Source organism: Streptomyces sp. JLSY215, from assembly GCF_059682825.1.
The window spans coordinates 7611571-7634675 of the sequence record NZ_CM185022.1 but is presented as its reverse complement, the minus strand read 5'-3'; the positions used below and the strand labels follow the sequence as shown (position 1 = coordinate 7634675).

The following is a 23105-nucleotide window of genomic DNA, read 5'->3' as shown; positions in this document are numbered from 1 at the left end:
CAGCCAAGATCGGAAGACCTAACGAAGCACTACTAGGGCCCGGTGACGGCGGGCGAGACGGCGGAGGCCACCACCTTGCGGGGGTGGCCTTTTCCGTTGGCGGGGACCTCCCACAGGTCGGCGCCGTAGTCCCCGGGCAGGGCGTAGAGGAGGGTGCTGCGGTCCAGCCACAGCGCCTGGTCGTCCACGCTCGCCCGCTCGGCGAGCGGCGTCTCGCGGCCGCTGCGCAGATCCAGGACGTACAGCCGCCAGGGCGCGTCCGCCCCCTTGGGCCGTACCCGCTTCTTGAAGGCGATCCGGGTGCCGTCCGGGGAGAGGGAGGGGCATTCGACGTTTTCGCGGACGGCGGTCAGGGTGCGGCGGGGCAGGTTGCCGCGGACGAGATAGGTGCGGCCCTGGGTGCCGAGGGTGGCGTAGAAGGTGGTGTCGTCGGCGGCGAAGGTCACGCCCCAGAAGTTGTGGTCGACGGCCTGGTGGCGGCGGCCGTCGATCAGGACGGTGAAGTCCTCCAGGCTGTCGTGGAGGGTGCGGGTACGGGTGTCGTAGATGGCGGTACGGGTGGAGAAGGCGCCGCCCGCGTAGGAGTCGCCGCTGACGAACACCGTCCAGGCGACGAGCCGGCCGCTGGGTGAGACGCGGGCGCGGGTGGGGATGCCGGGTACCGGGAAGCGGCGTAGGGGCTTCATCCGGGAGTCCAGGACCACGGCCTCGTGGCCCGGGACCACTCCCCCGGTGGAGCGCAGGCAGATGCCGGTGCCGGCGGCGGCGTGGAAGCGCAGGCAGTCCCTGGGGGCGGCGGCGCGGGCGGCGCCGGGGGTGCGCAGCGGGACGGTGGCGAGGTGGTCGCGCTGCGGTCCCCACGCCAGGTTCCGGAAGACCAGGCGCCCCGGTCGGCGCAGGTCCCACGTCCCCTTCTTCACGGTGGGCTGACTCGTCTGTCCGGCCCGCTCCCGCTCGGCGGCCCGGTCGGCGGCCCGGCTGACGGCGACGACGGCGCCGGTCAGGAGCAGGGCCGTGGCCGCGAGGAGCACGAGGAGGCGGTGGCGGGCGGGTACCGGCGTCATGCGGAGGCCTTTCGGCGGAAGAGGACCGGGATGCAGAGGGCGAGGGCGGCGGCCAGGCAGCCGGCCGCGGCGGCCAGGGCGGTGGCGGGTCCCAGGGCGGTCCAGGCCGCGCCGAAGAGGACCGCGGCGGCGAAGCGGCCCACGGCCTGGCCGGTCTGCACCAGCGCGAGTCCGCTCGCCCGCACGGCCGGTGGCAGCAGCGGTGCGGCGGCGGCCATCAGCACGCCGTCGGTGGCCGCGTAGAAGACGCCCAGGAGGATGAACAGGGCTGCCATGGCGGGGAGTTGGGCGTCGAGCGGGACGAGCAGCAGCAGGTACCCGGCGAGCAGCGCGCCATGGCCGGCGAGGAAGACGCGCAGGCGCCCGGCGCGGTCCGCGAGGCGCCCGACCGGGAGCGCCAGCAGCAGGAACGCCGCCGCGGTGCCGACCGGCAGCAGCGGGAACCACCGGGCGTCGAGGTGGTGGCGCTGCTGGAGGACGAGGTAGAGGAACGCATCGCTGATGGTGGCGGCGCCCAGGAGGACGGCGGCCAGGCTCATCCGGGGCACGCCGGGGGTTCGGACCAGGGTGCGCAGCGTTCGGACGGCACCCGGGCGGCGCCTCCTGGTGCGGCGGGCGGCGGCGTCCGGGCGCGGCTCGCGGACGTAGAGGGCGAGCAGCAGGACGCCGAACGCGGCGCAGCAGAAGCTGACCTGGAAGACGGCGTCATAGCCGTCCCGGGCGGCCCACAGGACGCCGAAGGCGGCGAGCGGGCCGAGCAGGGCGCCGGCGGTGTCCAGGGTGCGGTGCACGCCGAAGGCGCGGCCCTGGTCCTCGGGGGTGGTGGACAGTGAGATCAGCGCGTCGCGCGGGGCGCTGCGCAGGCCCTTGCCGGTGCGGTCGGCGGCCAGGACCGCGCCGATCGCCCAGGGGGTGGTGACGGCGAGCAGGAGGGGTTTGCAGACCGCGGAGAGGGCGTAGCCGGTGCCCGCGACGAGTTTGCGGCGGCGGGTGCGGTCGGCGGCGTAGGAGCCCACGAGCCTGACCAGCGCGGTGACGCCCTGGTAGACGCCGTCGAGCAGGCCGTAGGCGAGCGGGGTCATGCCGAGGCCGGCGACCAGATAGAGCGGCAGGATGGCGCTGACCATCTCCGAGGAGACGTCCGTGACCATGCTGACCAGGCCGAGGGCGACGACATTGCCGGCGACGGCGCGGCGGGCGAAGGGCCGGTCGCGGGCGACACCGGCCGAGGCGTCGGCGGCGCGGCTGGACGAGAGATACACGGAGGTCTCCTCGGAGTTCCTGCGGGTCAGGGCCTGGTGGGGTCAGGACCCGGCGGGGTCAGGACCTGGCGGTGTCGAACACGCCGGTGATCGGTGTCGCGGTGGCGGCGTTGCCCGCGTGTCCGGTGCCGTACATGTCCTCGAAGGTCCGCAGCAGGCTGTAGTGGTTGTACGCGCCGGCCACGCTGCCCTGTTTGACGTGGGCGCCGGAGAACACGGACGCGATCTGGTTGGAGCCGAGGTAGTTGTCCTCGTCCCAGGTCAGCACCAGCAGGCTGTTGTTGGCCTTGGCCCACTGGGCGTACGAGTCGAGGTTGTTCTTGATCCAGGTGTCCCCGCTGCCGACGGCGCAGTCGTGCATGTCGTTGCACAGGTCCGGGATGACGAAGGACAGCGTCGGCAGCTTGCCGAAGTCGTCCTTGGGGAACTGCGCGAAGGTCTTGCCGGTGTTCAGCGGCACGTTGTTGAAGGCGAACCACGGGTTGTGCTTCTGCGCGTACTTGCCGTTGGAGCAGGCGGTGGAACCCTCGCTGGGCAGACCCTCGTTGTAGCTGCCGAAGGTCTTGCCGGCGGCGATCAGCTCCTGGCCGAGGTTGGGCGCCTTCATCGACTGGGCGGTGTAGCAGCCGTCGCCGGTGATGCCCTGGGTGGCGCCGGAGAAGAGGTTGAAGTAGTTCGGCTGGCTGGGGTGGGTCAGCGCCTTCATGCCGGTCAGGCTGGCGCCGCCCTGGGCGAGTTGGTTGATGTAGGGCGCCTTGGAGCTGCCGATGATCTCCTTGTACTGCTTGTTCTCGAAGACGACGATGACGACGTGGTCGTAGGCGGGCGGTGCGGCCTGGGTGCCGTGGGACCTGCCGTGGGTCGTGGTGCCGTCGGCGAGGGTGCCGTGGGCCTGGGCGGTGGTGGCCGTGACGATCAGGCCGAGCGCGCCGAGGGTCGCGGCGATCGCCCTGTGCAGGCGTTTCGCTCCGGGTTTCATGGGGTGTCACTCCTTGTCGGTCGGGCGGGACGGGTGGTGCGGGGGTGTGGGGGTCAAGGGCCTTCGGGGGCGGCGGGAGGCGGGGGTCCGTCCGCGCGGTGGGCCGGGTCCGCGGTGGTGATCCGCAGCAGCCGGGGTACGGGCAGGTCGCGACGGGCGAAGGCGGTGGCCACCGCGGTCCGGATCGCCGCGCGCCGGTCACCGGGGGCGAACAGCAGGACGCTGCGCCCGGGGTGCCGTGCGGGCCACCAGGCGGACCGGGCTCCGGCGCGCCGGGCCTCGCGCACGGCGAGGGCGATACCGGTGGCCGGGGCCGAGGTGCCGGTGGTCGTCGGCCCGTTCCCGTCGCCGCCGGCCGGGGCGGTACGGGCCGTCAGGAGCAGCAGGCACGGCTCCGCCGCGCCGTCGGGGGCGCGCAGCGGATGGTGGTGCCTGCCGCCGTGCGCCGCGAGCAGCTGCCCGGCGCGGGCGAAGAGCACGGCCCGGCGCAGGGCGTCGTCGCCGGGTACGGCGCCGGCGAGGAGGTCCGCCAGCCGCTCGCGGGACAGCGGGGGCGCGCCCCGCTCCGTGTGAGCCTCGGCGACGGCCAGCGCGGCCGCGCACTCCAGGGGTTCGGCGACGGGCAGCCCCACGGCGTCGGGCAGTGCGGCGTCGAGCTGGAGATCGGCGCCGCCCCGGCCGTATCCCGCGGCGGCCAGGGCACGCAGGGCGGCGTACGGGCGGGCCGCCCAGGCGGGGGCGCGGGCGGCCGGGCCGGTGAGGGGGAGTTCGGCGGCGTCGGCCGGGTGGTTGAGGGAGCCGCAGCGCAGCATGCCGTCGGCGCGCGGGGCGACCGCCACGCCGACGTACCAGTTGGCGGCCGCCACCCGGTCGGTGCGGGGCGCGACGCCCGGCGGGACGGCGTGTGCGGCGAGGTGGAAGGCGTACGGGGCCCGCCACACCGTGCCGGGCCGGTGGCCGTACGCCGTTTCGAAGCCGTGTGCCAGCAGCCGCAGCAGCGGGTCCGCCGTGGGGCGCCGGGCCAGGTCCAGGGCGCTCATCCCGGCTCCTTGCGGGCCAGCAGCCGGTAGGCGTTGCCGCCGTCGCTCGCGCGCGCGACCGCGGTGCGCAGCGTGTCGAGGGCGATCGCCGCGCCGTAACAGGGCATCGCCAGGGCCTGTACGGTGCGGCGCGCGGCGCGGCGGGCCGGGGTGGCGGGGACGGTGGCCCAGGGGGCGTCCGGGTCGGGGGCGAGGCGGTTCGCGGTGAGGGCGACGGCGCCGATGAAGTCGGCGTTGGTCTGGTGGGCCGCGCCGTGCTGCTCGGCGAGGACGGTGAACCCCCGTGCTTCCAGGGCCCGTTTGAGGTTGCCGACGGGCATCAGGTGCTGGTGCTGGGGCTGGAACCAGGGCAGCCAGTGCGGGCCGAGGAGCCGGGCGATGCGGGCCTGGGGGTCGGGGAGTTCGATGAGCAGATGGCCGCCGGGGGCCAGGACCTTGACGGCGGCGTCGAGCTCGGCGAACGGGTCCCGGGTGTGTTCGAGGTAGTGGTGCATGCTCACCGTGTCGTAGCGCCCGGCGAGGCGGTCGGCGAGGTCGGGGAACTGGCCCCGGTAGCCGGTGGTGATCCACCCCCGGCGTTCGGCGCCCAGGACCGCCTCGCCCATGTCCAGCCCGTCGAAGCGGGTGTCGGGCCATACGGTGCGCGCGGCGTTGCAGAAGTGTCCGCCGGCCGTGCCGACGTCGAGCCAGGCTTGGGGCGTGGTGAAGGGTTTGAGGAGTGCGGCGCGATCCCGGTAGGTGCCGTTCATCCGGCCCAGGACCAGGGCGGCGCCCTCGCCGCCGAGGCCGTCGTAGAAGTCGCGGTAGTAGAAGTCGAGTCCGTCCTGGGTGAGCCGGGGGTTCTGGAAGATGTGGCCGCAGCGGCGGCACTCCTCCAGGGTGAAGCGGCCGGGCTTGCCCTGGAGCAGATCGGGCATGCGGACCCGTACGACGGGGTCCGGCGCCCCGCACCAGGGGCAGTCCGGGCGGCGGGGTTCGAAGAACCGGTCGGTGCCGTGGGCGAGTTCGGCGGCGTATGCGGCCCGGCGGGCCGGTGCGTCGGCGGCCCGGGTCGGCTCGGCGGGTGGTGCCGCCGTCGCGAGGGTCCGCAGCGCGGTGGACAGGGAGCGCAGCGGGCGGGTGGCCGTGGCGCGGGCCAGGTCGGCGGGGTGCAGCCGGCCGGCGGCGAGTGCGGCGGCGGGCTGGAGCCAGTAGAGGGCGAGCGCCGCCGATCCCCAACGCGGCGCCGACGCCAGGCATTTGATCAGCAGGGCCAGACCGGCGAGCTGGGCCGCGGACAGCACGCGCGGCGGGAGGCCGCGGGCGCTCAGCTCCTCGGCGCGCCCCGCGGGGTCGGCGGGCGGGAGTGTCAGGCCGGGGGCGACGGCCCAGCCGGTGGCGTCGGGGGCGTACTCCTTGAGGGTGGCGAGGAGGCGGTGGAGGTCGGCCACGGAGCGCGGTGGCGGCCCGGCCTCGGGGCCGCGGAGCCCGGCGCGCCGGTGGACGTCCTCAGCCACCAGGACGGCATGGCCCGCGCCGTGGCCCGGTGCGCAGCGGTCCCTGCCGTGCGCCGCGGGGTCGAGCAGCCGGAGCAGCCCCAGGGCGCGGTCGGCGTCCAGCTGCGCCGGGACGAGGTCCAGGACGCGCAGCCCTTCGCGGGTGGCGTGGGCCACCGCGGCGCGCAGCGTCGCCGGGTCGGCCGTGACGCCCGGCGCGGCGAGCAACTCCCAGCCCGGCAGGGGTGGTTGGCCGGTGCCGGACGGTCCGGTGGGGTCGAGTACGGGCAGCGCGGCGAGCCTGCGGCGGGCGCGCAGGGTCCCTGCGCCGAGGGCCGTCGCCGCGGCGGCCGCGATCCATCGCGTGGGTGTTCCCGAGCGGTGCGCTCGCGTCATCTCCGTCACGGTCCCTTCTCGGTGCGGGGCTGGGCGGTGCCGGGCAGCTTCTCCAGGCGGTCGGCCGCGGTGGCGGCGCCGCCGGCCGCGGCGAAGGACGCCTGGATGCGGCGGGCCGCGCTGCGGTGGGCGGGGTTGTCGAGGACGGCGGTCAGGGCGCGGTGCAGCTCGTCCGTGCGGGCCCGGCCGAAGCGCACCCGCACTCCCGCACCGGCCTCGGTCACCTGGCGGGCCACGATCGGCTGATCGTCCCGGACCGGCGCCACGACCAGCGGAAGCCCGTGGGCGAGCGCCTCGCAGACGGTGTTGTGGCCGCCGTGGCACAGCACCGCGTCCAGGTGCGGGAGCAGCTGGAGCTGGGGGACGTACTCCTGGTGGAGCACGTTCGGCGGGACGGCTCCGGCGAGGTCGCCGGGGGCGGCGAGGATCAGCTGCAGCCGGTCGGCGAGGGCCGCGGCGGCGTCCAGTACGGCGGGGTAGAAGCGGGCGCCCGCCTCGCGGTTGAGGGTGCCCAGGGAGACGAGGACGCGGGCGCGGGCGGGGTCGAGGCGGCGCCAGGGGAAGTCGCCGGCGGGTGGGCGGGCGCCGAAGGCGGGGCCGACGAAGGTGGGGCCGGCGTCGCCCGGTTCCTGGGTACCGGCGAGCTCGGGGGTCCCGATGAGCTCCGGTGTGGAGAAGACCAGGACGAGATGGGGTGAGAAGCGCGGGTCCCAGCCGCCGGGCGCGCCGCAGTCGGCGAGCAGCGCCGCGATGCGTTCGGTCACCCACTCCCCCACCTTGGGGAATCCCTGGTAGGGCCGGGTGAACTCCGCCGAGGTGGTGGCCGAGGTCGCCCACGGCAGGCCGAGCCGCCGCGCCACCACGGGCCCGGCGAGGGCCTGTTGGTCGGTGACCAGGACATCGGGCCGGAAGGCCGCGACGGCGGCGTGCACGCCGGGCAGCATCGCGTGGGCGAGCGGGATCAGGGCCTCCGCCCAGAGGAAACGCAGCGCCGCGATGCCGCGCAGATCGCGCCAGCGCCGGTGCAGGACGTCATAGCCGTCGGCCGCGTCTCCGGCCGGGTGGAGCGGGGCGCCCGGCGGCAGCAGCGGCGCGAGGGCCGCGGCGGGGCCGGTCCAGGCGACCTGGTGTCCGCGGGCGGTGAGTTCGGCGGCGACCGCGATCGTGGGGTTGACGTGTCCGGCCAGCGGTGGGACGACGAACAGGACCCTCATCCGGCCACCGCCCCCGCCATGGCACCGAGCCGCCCCAACACCGCGGCGCGCAGCCCTTCGGTGGCTTCCTTGAGCACGGTGTGGCCCACGTCGGGCAGCACACACAGCTCGCAGTCGGGTGCGTGGCGCGCCAACTCGCGGGCGCCGGGGAGGAGTTCGGAGTGCCGGCCGTAGACGGCGAGGACCGGGCGGCGCAGCCGGGCGAAGTCGCGGGCGGTGAAGGCGGTGCCCGCGGCGATGTCCTCGATCAGGGTGGTGCGGTTGAGCAGCGCGTCGGCACCGGCCGTCAGCTTGGCTTCCTTGCGGCGTCCGAGGGCGGCGAGCTGCTCCGGTATCCCGCTGTGTTCGAGGCCGAGGGCGGCGACGGAGAGGGTGTCGGTCATGCTCTCGACCCAGTCGCCGGTCAGATGGGCGTCGATCAGGACGAGCGAGGCGACCAGGTCGGGCCGGACGAGCGCGGTGTGCAGGGCGAGGGCGCCGCCGTAGCTGTTGCCGATGAGATGGACCGGGCCGAGGCCGAGGGCGGCGAGCAGCGCGGTGAGGTCGGCGACGGCGGTGCCCATGTCGTAGCCGGTGGGCGGGCGGTCGCTGCGGCCGTGCCCGCGCTGGTCGTAGAGCAGCACATCGTGTCCGGCCCGTGCGACGGGGCCCGCGAGGGTGCAGTAGAAGCTGGAGAGGTTGTCCATCACGAGGCCGTGGAGGAAGACGACGGCGGGGCCGGGGGGCCGGGGGCCGTCGGACCGTCCCGGCAGCCACTGGGTGTGGAGGCGCAGCCGTCCTGCGCGGGTGAGGGCCATGGCGTCCTCAGCCCGCGTAGGCCGGGTCGGTGGCGGTGGCCGGGCCGGCGGCGGTGGCGGTGATCTCGGCGATGTGGGTGGCGAGTTCGCCGACCGTCATGGCGAGGATCTGGTCGATGTCCTTCTCGGCGAGGAAGCCGAGGAGGTCCACGGAGGTGCCGTAGCGGCGCTGGAGCAGTTCGGCCAGCGCGACGAACTCGATGCTCTCCAGGGCCAGATCGTCGTTGAAGGTGGTCGCCGGGGTGATCTCGCCGACGACGAGGAGTTCGTCGCCGCAGACGGTCACCAGCATGTCGGTGATCTCGTCCAGGATCCGCCGGGTGCGCTCGGATCGGTGGTCAGCTGCCATGGGTGGCCTCCGTGGGGGTGAGGGTGTCGGTGCCCGTACGGTCCTGGGGCCGCGGGCCGGTCCAGGCGATGACATGGCGCGCGGACCGGTCGTCGACGGAGTCGAGGTGGACGAGGCGGGCGGGGCCGTGCGGGGAGCTGGCGCGCAGCGCGCCGCCCGGTGCGGGCGTCACGGTCCACTCGGCGGGGTCGCGGCCGGCCGCCTTCGCCGCGGCCTCCTTGGCGCACGACAGGGCGGCGAGCCAGTGGGCGCGGCCGGTGCCGGTGTGCCGGTCGCCGAGGTCGTCCGCCAGGCGGCGTTCGGCCGGGGTGAGGGCGAGCCGTTCCAGGGCGCGGGGTTCGTCGGGGACGGCCGCGAGGGCGATGCCGACGGGGCCCGCCCGGTGGGCGAGGGCCACGGCGATCCGGTCGTTGTGGGCGAGGGAGAGGTGGATGCCGTCGGCGCGCGGGCCCGCGGGCCGGGGGCGGCCGTCCCGGTCGTCGCCGAGGGGGACCTCGGCCGGGAAGACGGGCCCGGCGCCGGACTCCCACAGCAGCTCGCGCACCGCGTCCTTGGCCGCGATCCGGCCCAGCAGCCAGGAGGCGCGGGCGTGCGGCGCGCACCGTTCGTAGCGTGCGCGTTCGCCGGCGTCCAGGTAGCGGCGCATCACCAGCTCCTGCGACGCCGGGTCCGACCAGCGGCGGCGGGCCAGGCACCAGCCGCCCGGCCGGGGTTCGCCGATGCCGCACACCTCGGGGGTGAATTTCATCGGCCAGACCCGCTCGTCGGCCCCGAACCGCCGGTAGGTCCAGCCCTCCAGCCGCGCCCGGACGCCGCCGTCGGCTCCTTGCAGCTCCACGTCGCCGCGCACCGAGCCGGGCCGTACCTCGCGGATCCGGGCGGTGGCGGTCAGCAGCGCGCCCGCGGGCGGCGGGGGCCCGTAGAGCCGGATCCGCTCCAGGGTCGCGGGGAAGACCAGCCGGTCGCCGGTCAGGTTCAGCTGCATCCAGTGGCCGAGGAGCTGACCCGCGGCGTCCAGGAGGGCGCCGGGGGCGGGCAGCGCGCGCAGCACGCCGCGGATGCCGTCGGCGGCCACCGTGGTGACCTCGTGGACGCCGGCGAACCGCGGGCCGTGGAACATCCACCGGTCCCGGTAGAGGGCCTCGGCGCTGACGGGCGCGGGGCGGCCGGAGGTCAGGGGCGCGGGGTCGGGGGGCGGCGGGGCGGGGTGCCGGGCGGCGAGGTGGACGGTGACGACGGCGTAGTCGCCGAGGGTCACCCGGATCCGGCCGGGCCCGGCGGGGGTGGCGGTGACGGCCAGGTCCACGGGCGGGGCGACGGGCAGCCAGCGCAGGGCCCGTACGTCGGAGTGGCCGGTGACGGTGTGGCCGGGCCAGGCTTCGCAGGCGGCCTCGGCGGCCAGTTCCAGCAGGGTGGTCATGGGGACGACCGGGAAGCGGTCGGCGGGTTCGGGCCAGTGGTCGGGCTGGAGGTAGATGCAGTGGTCGCGGACGGAGGGGAGGGTGTCGAGGGAGAGGCGGCGGGTGGTGCGGCGGGGCGTTGGCCGCGCGGGCGGCGGGGCGGTGGCGGCGGTGGCCACGGCGCGGGTCGCGGCCGTGGTTTCGGCGAGGACGGCGTCCAGGGCCTGCTGGAGGGGGTCCGCGGCGGGATGTCGGGGGTGCGGGAGCGGTGGGTCGGCGGCCCGGGTCAGCGGGAGGGGCGGCGTCGTGTCGTCGAGGCGGACCAGGGGCGATCCCAGATCGAGCCGGACCGTCGGCCCGCCGGCGCGGGCGGTCAGCAGCCGGTCCCAGCGGGGGTTCAGTCCCTCGGTCCACAACGCGGCGGCCACATGGTGCAGTTGGGCGACTCCGTCGCGGCGGGGGTCGGCGGCGGCGACGGCGAGATGGTCCCGGCCGTGCAGGGTGTCGCCCACGAACCCGGCCGGACTCCCGGCGCCGGCCTGGACGAAGGCGCGCACCCCGCTCTCGTACAGCCGCGCGGTCAGGTCCTGGAAGCGGACCGGTTCCAGGAGGTGGCGCAGCACCAGCCGGCGTACCGCCGAGGGCTCTTCGGGGAAGGGCGCGGCGGTCGTCGCCGACCATACGGGGACGTCCGGGGCCCGGAGCGGGAGGGCGTCGAAGGCGGCGCCGGTCTGGTCGAGGTAGGGCGCCCACATCGGCGTGTGGAAGCCGGAGCGGAAGGGCATCTCCTGGGCCCGTACGCCCTGTGCGGCGAGCCGGCGTACCGCCTCGGCCAGCTGCCGGGGGTCGCCGCAGATGACGGACTGGTGCGGGCAGTTGTCATGGCTGACGGTGACCCGTTCCAGGCCGTCGAGCGCCGCGGCCGCCTGTGCGGCGCCGCAGCCCAGGGCCGCGTAGACGAGGTCGGGTACGGCGAGGGAGCCGGGCCGCAGCGAGTCGAGGAAGGTGTCCACGGCGCCCGGCGGGTACATTCCGGCGACCACCATGGCGGTCCATTCGCCGAGGCTGTGGCCGGTCAGCAGGTCGGGTTCCAGGCCGAGTTCGCGCAGGGCCCGGGCGAGGAGCCGGCCTACGGCGAGGGCGTCCACGGCCCGCTCGATCAGGCCGTCGCCGCCGGACATCCGTGGGCGCGGCAGGGCCAGGCGGTCGGCGATGTCGTCCACGCGGGGCGGTGTCTCCGCCTCCAGCCCCGGGAAGACGAAGGCCAGCCGCGCGCCCGGCTCCTCGGCGTACGGGCCGAAGAGGGGGCTCGGGGTGAACCACACCTCGCCGCGGCCGCGCCAGGGCAGTCCCCGGGCGAGGATCTTGGCGGCCAGGGCGCGGCGCTGCGGGGTGGGGTCGATGAGGGCGAGACGGCAGGGGCCGTCATCGGGGGCGGGCGGGCGCTCGCTCATGTCGTCCAGGGCCGCGGCCAGTTCGCCGGGGGTGTGCGCGGCGAGGAGGACGGTGCGCGGCGCCCGGGTCACCCGTGGCGGGGGTGGCGGCGGGGGCGGGCCCTGCCGTCCCGGGGCCTCCTCCAGGACGGCGTGCGCGTTGATCCCGCCGAAGCCGAAGGCGTTGACGCCCGCCCGCAGGGGCGCGTCTGCGGCCTCCCAGGGTTCGGCGGCGGTGACCGGGCGCATCCGGGTGTGTGCCAGGCCCTGGTGCGGCTCGTCCAGGTGCAGGGTCGGCGGCAGGGTGCGGTGGTGCAGGGCCAGGGCGGCCTTGATCAGCCCGGCGATGCCGGCGGCCTGCATGGTGTGGCCGAGCATCGACTTCACCGAGCCCAGGCCGATCGGCCTGCGGTCACCGTCGGGCGGTCCGAACACCCGGGCCAGTGTGGCCAGTTCGGCTTCGTCGCCGACGGGGGTGCCGGTGCCGTGCGCCTCCAGCAGGCCGAGCGCCGTGGGGTGCGCGGGGTCGAGGCCGGCGCGGGCCCAGGCCTGTTCCAGCGCCCGCACCTGCCCGTCCACCTGGGGGCTCATCAGGCTCGATGCGCGCCCGTCGCCCGCCACCCCCACTCCGCGTACCACCGCATAGATCCGGTCGCCGTCCCGCTCGGCGTCCGCCAGTCGTTTGAGGAGGACGACGCCGGTGCCCTCGGAGAGCAGGGTGCCGTCGGCGCGGCGGTCGAAGGGGCGGATGTGCTGGGTGGGGCTGAGCGCGCGCAGCTGGGTGAAGACGCTCCACAGGGTGGCGATGTGGCAGTGGTGGACGGCGCCGGCGACGACGAGGTCGCAGCGGCCGGCGGCCAGCAGATCGACGGCCGCTTCCACGGCCAGCAGCGAGGAGGCGCAGGCCGCGTCGAGGGTGTAGGCGGGGCCGCGGAGGTCCAGCCGGTTGGCGGTGCGGGCGGCGGTGAAGCTGGGCACCAGGCCGATGGAGGCGTCCGGCCGTTCGGGGCCGAGGCTTTCCTGGAAGGCCTCGCGGACCGCGGCGATTCTCGACTCGTCCAGTTCCGGGGCGAGTTGGCGCAGGGTGCGGGCAAGCTGGTGGGCGGTGCGGACCCGCTGGTCGAGCCGGGCGGTGGCCACGCCCATGAAGCCGCCGCGGCCGAGGACGACGCCGATGCGGGAGCGGTCGGCGGGCAGCCGCCGGTCTCCGCCGGCGTCGGCGATGGCGTCCGAGACGGCGCGCAGGGCGAGCAGCTGATCGGGCTCGGCGCCCGGGACGGCGGCGGGCATGATGCCGAAGCGGGCCGGGTCGAAGGTGGCCAGATCGTCCAGGAAGCCACCCCGCCGGCAGTAGAAACGGTCGCTGCGGGCGGGGCCTTCGGCGCCCTGCGGGTCGTAGTAGACCTCCGGGTCCCAGCGGGCGGGCGGCACCTCGGTGATGCAGTCCGTACCGGCCGCCAGGTTGCGCCAGTACGCGGTGAGATCGGCGGCGCCGGGGAAGAGCGCCCCCATGCCGACGATGGCGGCGTCGGTGGGCCGCGGGCCGGCGCTAGGCATCGTCCGCCTCCTTCGCGGCCAGGACGACCTGGTGCGCGGTGCCCCGGGCCAGCTCGTCGAGGAGGGCAGCCACCGCGGCATCGGGGTCGAGCAGCGGGATGCCGCGGCGGGCGTAGGCGCGTTCCAGTTCGGGGGTGACCATGCCGCCGCCGGTGGCCGCCCACGGTCCCCAGTCGACGGCGAGGACCCGGCCGGGGGTCCGGGCGGCGGCCGCGAGGGTGTCGAGGGCGTCGTTGGCGGCGGCGTAGTCGGCCTGGCCGCGGTTGCCGAAGACGCCGGCGACGCTGCCGTAGAGGACGACGAAGCCGGTGGTGTCGTCGGCGGCGGCGAGCAGATGGCGGGCGCCGTCGACCTTGGTGGCGAAGACCCGGGCGAAGGACGCCGGGTCCTTGTCGCGCAGCAGCTTGTCCTCCAGGGTGCCCGCGCCGTGCACGATCCCGTCGAGGCGGCCGTGCCGGGACCTGATGTCCGCCACCACGGCACGCACCGCGGCCTCGTCGGTCACATCGGCGGCGTGGTAGCGGACGGAGGCGGCGTGCGGTTCGAGGGCGGCCAGGGTGGCGGTGATCTCGCGGCGGGCCAGGACCGCGGTGGCGGCCGCCTCGATCTCGGCCGGGTGGCGCACGCCCTGGGAGATGAGTGCGGCGCGCAGGGCGATGCGGTCGTGGGCGTGCGCCAGGGCCGGGTCCTCGGGCGCCGTTGCCAGGGCCGTACGGCCGAGGAGTTCGATATGGCAGCCGTGGGCGCGGGCCAGGGCGAGGGCCGTGCGGGCGGTGATGCCGCGGGCGCCGCCGGTCAGCAGCACCACGGAGCCGGGGCCGAGCGGCGGCCGGCCGGGCGCGCCGCCGGGCAGCGGCGCGGGAACGGTGCGCAGGGTGGTGCGGGTGCCGTGGGCGTGGCCGACGACGACCGGTTCGCCGGGGGCGCACAGTTCGGCCAGGAGGTGGGCGGCGATGCGTTCGGGGCGGTCCTTGGGGTCGATGTCGACGGCGCGGATGAGGGCTTCGGGGTATTCGAGGGCGGCCGTGCGGGCGAAGCCGCGCAGTCCGGCGTCCGGACAGGGGTCTCCCCCGCTCGAACGGAGTTGAGAGCTTGGGGAAGGGTCCGGGGCGTCCTCGGCGGGGTGCAGGCCAAAGGCGCCGCCGGCCGCGGTGGCCAGCAGCAGCCACCGGACGCCGCCGGTCAGGGCGGTGCGCAGCCCCGCGTACTGGCCGGGCAGTACGGCACCGCGGCCCGCGCGCAGCGCGCTGAGGTCCACCACACCCTCCGCGGTGATCTCGGTCAGTCGCTCGGCGGGGACGGTGCGCACCCGCGCGCCGTGGCTCTCCAGGAGGGCGGTGAGCGCGAGGGCCACGCCCTGGCCGTCCTCCACGACGGCGAAGTCGTGGCCGGCCACGACCTCGGCGGGCGGGCGGCTCGCGGGCGGGCCGAGGGGGGTGACCTCGACGACGTGGCGGGTGGGGGGCAGCGCGGCGGGGGCGTCGGGTGCGCCGGTGGGGGCGGGCCGTACCGGCGCGGGTTCGGGGGCGCCGGTCTCGTGGGTGACCGGTTCCGGCTCGGGCCGGGCGGCGGCGATCCAGTCCACGATGCCGCTGATGGTCTTGACCCTGGCCAGCTGTTCGACCGCCGACTCCATGGCGCCGTCGGCGTCCTGCGGCAGTCCGATCCGGTCGGCGAGCGCGCCGATGATCTCCACCCGCTTGATGGAGTCCACCGAGAGGTCGGCCTCCAGGTCGAGTCCGGCGTCGAGCATCTCGCGCGGATAGCCGGTCCGGGTGTGGATGATCTCCCGTACGGTGTCGAGGAGCTGGTCGGGCGTCGGACGGGCGTCCTGCCGGGGTGGCTCGGGTCCGGGTTCCGCCGTGACGTCCTGCGGCGGTTGGGGCGCGGCGGCCGGCTGCGGTACGGGCCCGGGGGCGGGCAGCGCGGTGGCCGTCTCTCCCAAGTAGCTCAGCACGACGTCGCGTTGGGCGGTGACCAGTTCACGCGCCCCGCGCAGATACTCCAGCACCGCGGCGTCGCGCTCGGCGGCCGCGCTCGGTGCGGGCGGCGCCTCGACCCGTCGGGCGGGCCGCAGACCGCCCGGCAGGCAGGCGCCGTCGGCGGTGCGGACCAGGTGGCCGTCGACCAGCCATCCCGGGCGGCGCGGTGCGGCGGCGGGCAGCGGCCGGGTGCGGCCGCGGAAGAGCGCCTCCGGGTCGATCGGCACCCCGGCCGCGGCCAGCTGTCCCAGCACCTGCGGCAGCCGGGCCAGTCCGGACTCCCCCGGGACGTCCAAGGGCACGACGGTGTGCGGGCGTGCGCCCAGGATCTGGCCGACCAGGCCGGTCAGGACGCGGCCGGGCCCGGCCTCCACGAAGGTGCGCACCCCACCGGCGTACATGTCCTCGATCTGTGCCACGAAGCGGACCGGCTCGGCGACCTGGCCCGCCAGGGTGTCCCGGATCGCGGCCGGGTCGGGACGGTAGGGCCGCGCGGTGGCGCCGGACCAGATGGGGAAGGCAGGGGCGGACACCCGCGTCGCCGCCAGCTCTGCGGACAACTCCTCGCAGGCAGAGGCGAGTTGGGGACTGTGAAAGGCGCAGGCGACGGGCAGTCGGCGGGCCTCGACGCCGGCCGCCCGCAGCGCCGTCACGGCCGCCGCCACGGCATCGGTGGGGCCCGAGATCACGCTCTGTTCGGGCGCATTGTGGTTGGCGACGACGACGCCGGTGCCACCGGTCAGCTCCCGTACGCGGTCCGGAGCGGCCGGTACGGCGGCCATCGCCCCGGGATCGTCCCCGGCGGCGGCCAGGATCGCTTCGGCGCGGCGGGCACTCAGCGCGAGGAGCGCCTCGGTGTCATAGGCGCCCGCCGCCCACAGCGCGGTCAGTTCGCCGTAGGAGTGGCCGGCCGCGCAGTCGGGGCGGACGCCGAGGGTGGTGAGCAGCCGGTGGGCGGCGGCCGAGGCGAGGCCCAGGGCCGGCTGGGCGATGCGGGTGTCGGTGATCGCCGCGCGCTGGGCCGCCCGCTGTTCGGGGGTGAAGGCCGCGGGCGGGAACATGGCCGCGACGCACTGGGGGTCCGCGTCGTCCAGGAGGCCGCGCAGCGCGGGGAAGGCGAGGAACAACTCGCCCAGCATGCCGGTGCGTTGGCTGCCCTGGCCGGGGAAGAGGAAAGCGACCAGGCCGGGGTCGGCGTCCTCCGCGCGCAGGTGGACGCCGTCGGCGGCGGCGCCCTGCCGGGCCGCCGTCAGCTTGCCGGCGAGATCGTCGAGGTCCTCGGCGACGACACAGACCTGTACGGGCCCGTCGGACGCCGCGGTCTCGGCGGCCAGATCGCGCAGGGGCCAGGGCCGCCCGGCCGCATCGTTCTCCGCCAGCCGCGCGGCGAGGCGTTCCATGGCGCGTACGGCGGCGGGGCGGTCGGCGCCGCGGAAGCAGAAGAGTTCGGCGGGCCAGTCCTCAAGGGCGTGGGCGGGCTCGGGTGCGTCGCGGTAACCGGCCAGCACGGCGTGGTAGTTGGTGCCGCCGAAGCCGAAGGCGCTCACCCCGGCGATGCGCCGCTCGACGGGGACCGGCCAGGGCCGGGCGGCGCCGTCGGCCTCCAGGCGGAACGGTCCGGCGTCGGCCACCGGCCGGGTCAGATGCAGGGTGGGCGGCCGGACCCCGGCGTGCACGGCGCGCGCGGCCTTGATGAGTCCGGCCAGGCCCGCCGCGCATTTGGTGTGCCCGATCTGGGATTTCACCGAGCCCAGCGTGCAGCCGCCCGGTGCGGCGCCCGCGCTTTCGAACAGGTCGGTGAGGACGGCGAGTTCGGTGGCGTCGCCGACGACGGTGCCGGTGCCGTGGGCTTCGATCAGGCCGACCTCGGCGGGGCTGATGCCGGCCCGCCGGTAGGCGCGTTCCAGGGCGCGCCGCTGCCCTTCGGGGCGGGGGGCGGTCAGACCCAGGGACCGTCCGTCGCTGGAGGTGCCGACGGCCTTGACGACCGCATAGATCCGGTCGCCGTCCCGTTCGGCGTCCGCGAGGCGTTTGAGGACCAGCGCGCCGACGCCCTCGCCGAGCGCGATGCCGTCGGCCGCGGCATCGAAGGGGCGGCAGCGGCCGGTGGGCGACAGGGCGCGTACGGACGCGAACATCAGGTAGTCGTTGATGCCGTTGTGCACATCGGCGCCGCCGCACAGGGCCATATCGCTGTCGTGATCGCGCAGTTGGCGGCACGCCAGATCGAGGGCGGCGAGCGAGGAGGCGCAGGCGGCGTCCACGGTGCAGTTGGCGCCGCCGAGGTCGAGGCGGCTCGCGATGCGTCCGGCGATGACATTGGCGAGCACGCCGGGGAAGGAGTCCTCGGTGAGCCGGGGCAGTTCGGCGTCGAGGACGGGCGGCAGTTCGCCCAGGTAGGCGGGGTGCAGGGCGCGCAGGCCGTAGGCGCCGGCCAGTTCGGTGCCGGCCTCGGCGCCGAAGACGACGCTGGTGCGGGCGCGGTCGAAGTCGCGGTCGGCGTATCCGGCGTCGGCCAGGGCCCTGGCGGCCGCTTCGAGGGCCAGCAGCTGCACCGGCTCGATGCCGGCGAGGGAGGCCGGGGGGATGCCGTGGGCAAGGGCGTCGAAGGGGACGGCGGGCAGGAATCCGCCCCAGCGCGAGGGGGTGCGCTCGCCCGCCCGCGCGGGGTCCGGGTCGTGGTAGGTGGCGGCGTCCCAGCGGTCGGCGGGCACCTCGGTGACGGCGTCGGCCCCGGTGACGACGTTCGACCAGAAGCGGGCGGTGTCGGGGGCGCCCGGGTAGAAGCACGCCATGCCGACGATGGCGATGTCGAGCGGCGAGGCCTCGCCCTCCTGGCGCTCTTCGGGCCGGAAGCGGCCCGCTCGTTCCTCCAGCAGCGCGGTCGCCTCGGTGGTGACGGCGGTGTGCAGCGCGGCGACGGTGGTCGTGGCGCTGCGGGTGGTGGCCGCCTGGCCCAGCATGTACAGGCCCTCGCGCAGCTGCTCCGGCTCGTCCACCGGCGCCGGCCGCCCGTCGTCCGTGTGGCGCAGGCCCTTGCTGGCGATCCGCAGCCGGCCGAGGTTGCGCCGCTCCAGCTCCTCCCATCGGGCGCGCGGGTCCGAGCCGTCGGCCGCGAGGCGCCGTTCGGCCTCGGCGAACTCCTCGGCGTAGGCGGTCTCGGCGCAGCGGGTGGCATGGCCGGGGGCGGTCTGCAGCAGTACGGTCCGGTCGCAGGCCAGCGCCGTGTCCTGGAAGGCCGGGACGACGGCGCCGGTGGTGACGGCCTCCTCGGTGAAGAGGTAGGCGGTGCCCATCAGGACGCCGATCCGCGCGCCACGGTCGGCGAGCGGGGCGGCGGCGGCCGCGGCCATGGCCGCCGAGCGGGCGTCGTGGATGCCGCCCGCGAAGAGGACGTCCAGGTCGGCGGCCGTCCCGCGGTGTGTGCGGTCGTGGGCGAGCAGCCGCTCGATCTGCTCCTCCCACAGCGGGAAGCTGGCCCGGGGGCCGATGTGGCCGCCGCACTCCTGGCCCTCGAAGACGAACCGGCGGGCGCCCTCGTCGAGGTAGCGCTCCAGCAGTCCGGGCGAGGGGACGTGGAGGTAGGTGCGGGTTCCGGCGGCTTCGAGGGGTGCGGCCTGGGCGGGGCGGCCGCCGGCGATGATCGCGTACTCGGGGCCGAACTCGGCGACCGCGGCGAGCTGTTCGCGTCGCAGTTCGGGCGGGGCGAAGCCGAGCAGGCCGACGCCCCAGGGCCGTTCGCCCAGCCGCTGGGCGGTCTCGGCCAGCAGTGAGCGCACCTGCGCGCCGTCCATCACGGCGAGGGCGAGGAACGGCAGCCCGCCCTCGGCGGCCACCGCGGCGGCGAACGCGGCCCCGTCGCTGACCCGGGTCATCGGGCCCTGGACGACGGGGAGATGGCGGGCGTCGGGGCGGGGGGCGAGCGGGCGGGTACGGGCGGCCGTGGCGAGGTGCCCGGCGAGGGCGGCCCGTACGGCCTGGACGATGCCGCCGGTGGTGCGGTGCCGCGCGGCGAGCCGGGCGGCGAAGGCGCCGTCCTGGCCGAGGGGCAGCGGGCCGGTGGGCAGGTCCGGGCGGGCGAGGACCCGGCGGCCGTCGACGAGGGTGGGCTCGCTGCCGTCCATCGCCCGGATCGCGGCGGCCACCGCGCGCGGCAGCCGGGCCTCGCCCTCGGTGGTGAGCGCCAGTTGCGTGTCCAGCAGCACGCCGGACGCGCCGCCGGCCACGGCCGCCGCGGCGGTGTGCGGGCCGATGCCGCCGGCGGCGAGGACCGGGACGGCCGGCTGCGGATCGGCCAGCACGCGCTGGAGCAGGACGCAGGTGGTGAGGTCGCCCACCCGGCCGCCGGACTCATGGCCGCGGACGACCAGCGCGGCGGCTCCGGCGGCGGTCGCCGCGGCGGCCTCCTCCGGGGTGGTGACCTCGGCCCAGACACGGCGGCGGCCCGCGGCGGCCCAGTCGGCCGCGGCGGGGTACGCCCCGGGGTCGGCGAGCAGCACGGTGTCGACCGATTCCGGAAGTTCGGCGGGGGTGAGCGGACACCCCACGGGTACCCGTACGCCATGGCGCAGCGGTCCGAGCCGGGCGAGCGCCTCGTGCGCCCGGCCGGCGTCCCGGCCCAGGTCCAACAGGCCGAGCGCACCGGCGCGTTCGGCCGCGGCGACGATCCGTTCGTCGGGTTCCTCGAACGGCGAGAGCGCCACGACGACGTCGCGTTCGCGGTCGCGTTCGGGGCCCGTCACGGGTGCCGGGCCGGGGCGGGGAGAGCTGGGGAGAGGGGGCGGGGGGACCACGGGCGCTCCTTCTGCTGCCTGGGGGGCGGACACACGCACCACTGCCACCTGCGGTAACCAGCGGTAGCCCGCTGATGCCGCGTTGCATCGTGGAGGCACCCTCGTGCACTGTCAACGCCCATACGAAGGGCCCGAATCGATCGGCCGAAGGGCCCAAGGGGGCGCACCGGTGATCCCGTTCGTCCCGGGATCCGCCGCCCACCTGCGCACTCGCCCCGCGCCGCCGGTCCGCATCGGCCGCCGCAGGGGCCGGTGCCGCCCCGGCCCATGCCCTAACGGCATGGTTCGGTGCCGACCGGGAATCGCCTTGACCTCGCGCGGTCATCGCGTCGCCACCGTGCCGACGCTCCGTTTGTCTTACGGGTTCACCTCGCTGCGGCTACCGTCCGCCCATGACCCTCACCCTCCAGCAGCTGCGCTATCTCGTCGCGGTCGCGGACTGCCGGTCCATCACGGCGGCGGCCGCCGCCGTCTATGTCGCCCAGCCCGCGCTCTCCCGGGCCGTGCAGGCGCTGGAGCGCGACCTGAACGTGGAGCTGGTGACCCGTATGGGCCGGGGTGTGGAGCTGACGCCCGAGGGTGCCCGGGTGGTGCGGCTGGCCCGTACGGTGCTGGCGGCGGTGGACGCCATCGAGGACATCGGCGCGTCGCACTGCGGCGGGGCGCGGGAGAAGCTGTGTGTGGTCGCCACCCCCACGCTCGCCATCGATCTCGCGGCGGATCTGCTGCCCGCCTTCACGGCGCGGCATCCCGAGGTCGATATCCAGCTGCTTCAGCACGACAGCCGCGAGGCGCTGGTGCAGTGCCTGGCGAAGGGGTCGGCGGAGCTGGGTCTGGTGGATCTGCCGGTGGGCCAGGAGCTGTCCTCGCACCATCTCCAGGAGCGGGAGGTGGTGCTGATCTCGCCGCCGGGCTCCGCGCTGCCCGACCCGCTGCCGTTCGACCGGCTGAACGGCCTGCGGCTGGTGCTGCCGACCCGCGGCACCGGCCGGCGCACCGAGCTGGAGTCGATGTTCAGCCGGCTGGGGGTGCGCCCGGTGGCGGCGCTGGAGGTGGACGAGCGGCTGGCGTGGGTGGCGAGCGTGGTCGGCGGGCACGGTTCGCTGATCTGGTACCGCGATATGGCGTTACGCGCCTTCGGCTCGCGCGCCGAGGTGCGCTCCTTCACCCCCGCTCTGCTGCGCCCGGTGGGCATCGTGCATGCGCGTCAGCAGCTGAGCCGGCCGGCCCGCGCGTTCCTCGCCCATGCCCGGCACAAGGCGCCGGTCCGCGAGCCGTCGCACTGACGGCCCGCGGTCGGCCGTGTCATACCGGCGCGTTATCGCTCCCATGCTCAACGGGTGACGGGCCACCGCTTGGCGCCGTGCCCGGTCACCGTCACATTGGGCCCATGTCCTCACTCCCCGCGCTCCCCGCTGCGTTCCTGGCGACCGCCGCGCTCGCCGTCCCTCTCGCCGCGGACCCCGCCGCCGCGCCGTCCGCACCGCGTCCCGCGGCACACCGGGCGGACCGGGCCGCACCCGAACGCGCCTGCACGCTGCCCGCCGGGCTCAAGGAGCTCAGTGGCCTGGGCGCGAGCACCAGGCATCCGGGCATCGTCTATGCGCTCAACGACAGCGGCAACACCAACCAGGTCTTCGCCGTCGACTGCTCGGGCGCCACCGGGCAGCTCAAGGCCACCTTCACGCTCAGCGGCGCGACCAACACCGACTGGGAGGCGATGGCCGTCGGCCCCGACGAGAGCGGCCGGTCCTCGATCCATGTCGGCGACATCGGCGACAACTTCGCCGGCCGCGCCCAGATCGCGGTGTACCGCTTCGCCGAGCCCGACACGCTGGCGGATGCGACGGTGTCACCGACCACGTTCCGCTTCACCTACGCCGACGGAAAACACGATGCGGAGTCGCTCCTCCTGGATCCGACGAGCCGTCAGATGTATGTGGCGAGCAAGGTGCTGGGCGCCGCGGGCAAGCTCTACAAGGCGCCGCTGCCCCCGCAGCCCGGCCAGGTCAACAGCCTCACCCCGGTGCGCGACGACCCGGTCTGGACGACCGACGGCGCCTACTCCCCCAGCGGCAGGTCGTATGTGCTGCGCAGCGGCGGCCCGTTCGGGCCGAACACCGCCTACGTCCACGACGCGGCCGGCACCAAGCTCGCCGAGGTCGCGCTGCCCGCCCAGCCGCAGGGCGAGACGGTGACCTACGCCGACTGCAGGACCCTGCTGGTGGGCTCGGAGAACGACAGCCAGCTCTGGCGGGTACCGCTGCCGGCCGCCGCCACCCCCGGCTGCTGATCGCTCAACTTGCCTGGAACACCTCGGGGTTGGCGCAGTGGCGCAGCGGTTCGCCGCGCAGGTACCGGCCGACGTCCCCGGCGACGATCCCCGCGGCCTTGTGCGCGACCTGCTGGCTGCCGCCCGCGATATGCGGGGTGAGGACGACGCCGGGGGCGGTCAGCAGGCGGGAGCCGGCGGGCAGCGGCTCCTGGGGGTAGACGTCGAAGCCGGCGCCGGCGAGCTGCCCGGAGTCCAGCGCGTCGCAGACCGCGTCGTAGTCCAGCAGCGCGCCACGGGCGCAGTTGACGAGGACGGAGCCGCGCGGCATGGCGGCGATCTGTGCGCGGCCGATCATGCCCTTGGTCTCCTCGGTGACCCGGGCGTGCAGCGAGACGATCCGGGAGCGGGTGAGCAGCTCGTCGAGGGAGACCTGTTCGGCGATGCCGGCGAGCGCCGCGGGAGCCACGTACGGGTCGTGGACGAGGACCTTGGCGCCCATCGCGACGAGGACCTTGGCGACGCGGCTGCCGATGGCGCCGTAGCCGATCAGGCCGACGGTGGTGCCGTCGATCTCGATGCCGCAGCTGTCGTAGTCGTAGTAGTCGCCGCGCCAGACGCCGCGGCGCAGGTCGGTGTGGGTGTCGCCGACGCCGCGGGCGGCGGCCAGCAGCAGGGTGAGGGTGTGTTCCGCGGTGGCGGTGGCGTTGCGGCCGGGGGCGTGGCAGACCGCGACGCCGTGCCGGGTGGCGGCGTCGAGGTTGGCGTTGACCGGGCCGCCGCGGCTGGTGCAGAACAGCTTCAGATCGGGGCTGTTGGCGAGGATGCGTGCGGTGAGCGGGCCGTGTTCGGTGACGCAGATCTCGACGCCGCGCAGCGCCTCGATCATCTCGTCCTCGGTGCCGGAGGCCTCGATGACCTCGGCGACCGGGCCGAAGGGTGTGTGCGGCCAGCCGAACTGGAGCTCCCGTATGTCCAGCGGTGTGTCCCCGGCCGCGGTGCGCACCGCCTCGGCGAACAGGCTCGGGCGGATGAAGTGGTTGCCGGCGGCGAGGACCGTCGTGGTCATGGTGGGGCTTCTCCTGAAGGGTG

Annotated in this window: 13 protein-coding genes; 2 read left to right on the top strand and 11 right to left on the bottom strand. The window is 75.8% G+C overall.

Translation table 11 applies throughout. The features are described 5' to 3' along the window. Window positions 1-32: 32 nt before the first annotated feature. From AC5677_RS33765 to AC5677_RS33720, 10 genes are read right to left on the bottom strand one after another with little or no spacing between them, the layout of a single operon-like run. The gene (locus AC5677_RS33765; protein ID WP_497191682.1) at window positions 33-1064 is read right to left on the bottom strand and encodes a TolB-like translocation protein; all 1032 of its coding nucleotides are present in this window, start codon (window positions 1062-1064) and stop codon (window positions 33-35) included. After that, window positions 1061-2326, bottom strand: coding sequence for an MFS transporter (locus AC5677_RS33760; RefSeq protein ID WP_497191681.1), 1266 nt, complete (start codon window positions 2324-2326; stop codon window positions 1061-1063). Before AC5677_RS33760 ends, AC5677_RS33765 begins: the two co-directional genes overlap by 4 nt. A 58-nt stretch (window positions 2327-2384) precedes the next feature. Then, the gene (locus AC5677_RS33755; RefSeq protein WP_497191680.1) at window positions 2385-3305 is read right to left on the bottom strand and encodes an alkaline phosphatase family protein; all 921 of its coding nucleotides are present in this window, start codon (window positions 3303-3305) and stop codon (window positions 2385-2387) included. 53 nt (window positions 3306-3358) lie between these two features. Next, entirely contained in the window at window positions 3359-4345 is a 987-nt protein-coding gene (locus AC5677_RS33750) for a galactokinase (protein ID WP_497191679.1), read from the bottom strand. Then, complete coding sequence (locus AC5677_RS33745) at window positions 4342-6216, bottom strand: class I SAM-dependent methyltransferase (RefSeq protein WP_497191678.1); 1875 nt, start codon at window positions 6214-6216, stop codon at window positions 4342-4344. Before AC5677_RS33745 ends, AC5677_RS33750 begins: the two co-directional genes overlap by 4 nt. 5 nt (window positions 6217-6221) lie before the next feature. Continuing rightward, window positions 6222-7430, bottom strand: coding sequence for a glycosyltransferase (locus AC5677_RS33740; RefSeq protein WP_497191677.1), 1209 nt, complete (start codon window positions 7428-7430; stop codon window positions 6222-6224). Then, a complete protein-coding gene (locus AC5677_RS33735) occupies window positions 7427-8227 on the bottom strand; it encodes an alpha/beta fold hydrolase (RefSeq protein WP_497191676.1) in 801 nt (266 codons plus the stop codon). Before AC5677_RS33735 ends, AC5677_RS33740 begins: the two co-directional genes overlap by 4 nt. Before the next feature lie 7 nt (window positions 8228-8234). Further along, the gene (locus AC5677_RS33730) at window positions 8235-8576 is read right to left on the bottom strand and encodes a phosphopantetheine-binding protein (protein WP_497191675.1); all 342 of its coding nucleotides are present in this window, start codon (window positions 8574-8576) and stop codon (window positions 8235-8237) included. Continuing rightward, complete coding sequence (locus AC5677_RS33725; RefSeq protein WP_497191674.1) at window positions 8566-12966, bottom strand: beta-ketoacyl synthase N-terminal-like domain-containing protein; 4401 nt, start codon at window positions 12964-12966, stop codon at window positions 8566-8568. Before AC5677_RS33725 ends, AC5677_RS33730 begins: the two co-directional genes overlap by 11 nt. Then, the gene (locus tag AC5677_RS33720; protein ID WP_497191673.1) at window positions 12959-19741 is read right to left on the bottom strand and encodes an SDR family NAD(P)-dependent oxidoreductase; all 6783 of its coding nucleotides are present in this window, start codon (window positions 19739-19741) and stop codon (window positions 12959-12961) included. The genes AC5677_RS33725 and AC5677_RS33720 overlap by 8 nt, the downstream gene beginning before the upstream one ends. Before the next feature lie 392 nt (window positions 19742-20133). Between AC5677_RS33720 and AC5677_RS33715 the strand changes: the two genes are divergently transcribed. Together AC5677_RS33715 and AC5677_RS33710 are read left to right on the top strand one after the other, a co-directional pair. Beyond that, complete coding sequence (locus tag AC5677_RS33715) at window positions 20134-21027, top strand: LysR family transcriptional regulator (RefSeq protein ID WP_497191672.1); 894 nt, start codon at window positions 20134-20136, stop codon at window positions 21025-21027. A 104-nt stretch (window positions 21028-21131) separates the two neighbouring features. Next, window positions 21132-22034, top strand: a complete 903-nt coding sequence (locus AC5677_RS33710; RefSeq protein ID WP_497191671.1) for a hypothetical protein — start codon at window positions 21132-21134, stop codon at window positions 22032-22034. A gap of 4 nt (window positions 22035-22038) precedes the next feature. Here AC5677_RS33710 and AC5677_RS33705 read toward each other — a convergent pair whose 3' ends face one another. Then, a complete protein-coding gene (locus AC5677_RS33705) occupies window positions 22039-23082 on the bottom strand; it encodes a 2-hydroxyacid dehydrogenase (protein ID WP_497191670.1) in 1044 nt (347 codons plus the stop codon). Window positions 23083-23105 lie beyond the last annotated feature (23 nt).

Bases quoted from the DNA above. Each gene is read 5' to 3' on its own strand.
- AC5677_RS33765 (WP_497191682.1), bottom strand. From the start codon at position 1,064: ATGACGCCGGTACCCGCCCGCCACCGCCTCCTCGTGCTCCTCGCGGCC.
- AC5677_RS33755 (WP_497191680.1), bottom strand. From the start codon at position 3,305: ATGAAACCCGGAGCGAAACGCCTGCACAGGGCGATCGCCGCGACCCTC.
- AC5677_RS33750 (WP_497191679.1), bottom strand. From the start codon at position 4,345: ATGAGCGCCCTGGACCTGGCCCGGCGCCCCACGGCGGACCCGCTGCTG.
- AC5677_RS33745 (WP_497191678.1), bottom strand. From the start codon at position 6,216: ATGACGCGAGCGCACCGCTCGGGAACACCCACGCGATGGATCGCGGCC.
- AC5677_RS33740 (WP_497191677.1), bottom strand. From the start codon at position 7,430: ATGAGGGTCCTGTTCGTCGTCCCACCGCTGGCCGGACACGTCAACCCC.
- AC5677_RS33735 (WP_497191676.1), bottom strand. From the start codon at position 8,227: ATGGCCCTCACCCGCGCAGGACGGCTGCGCCTCCACACCCAGTGGCTG.
- AC5677_RS33730 (WP_497191675.1), bottom strand. From the start codon at position 8,576: ATGGCAGCTGACCACCGATCCGAGCGCACCCGGCGGATCCTGGACGAG.
- AC5677_RS33725 (WP_497191674.1), bottom strand. From the start codon at position 12,966: ATGCCTAGCGCCGGCCCGCGGCCCACCGACGCCGCCATCGTCGGCATG.
- AC5677_RS33715 (WP_497191672.1), top strand. From the start codon at position 20,134: ATGACCCTCACCCTCCAGCAGCTGCGCTATCTCGTCGCGGTCGCGGAC.
- AC5677_RS33710 (WP_497191671.1), top strand. From the start codon at position 21,132: ATGTCCTCACTCCCCGCGCTCCCCGCTGCGTTCCTGGCGACCGCCGCG.
- AC5677_RS33705 (WP_497191670.1), bottom strand. From the start codon at position 23,082: ATGACCACGACGGTCCTCGCCGCCGGCAACCACTTCATCCGCCCGAGC.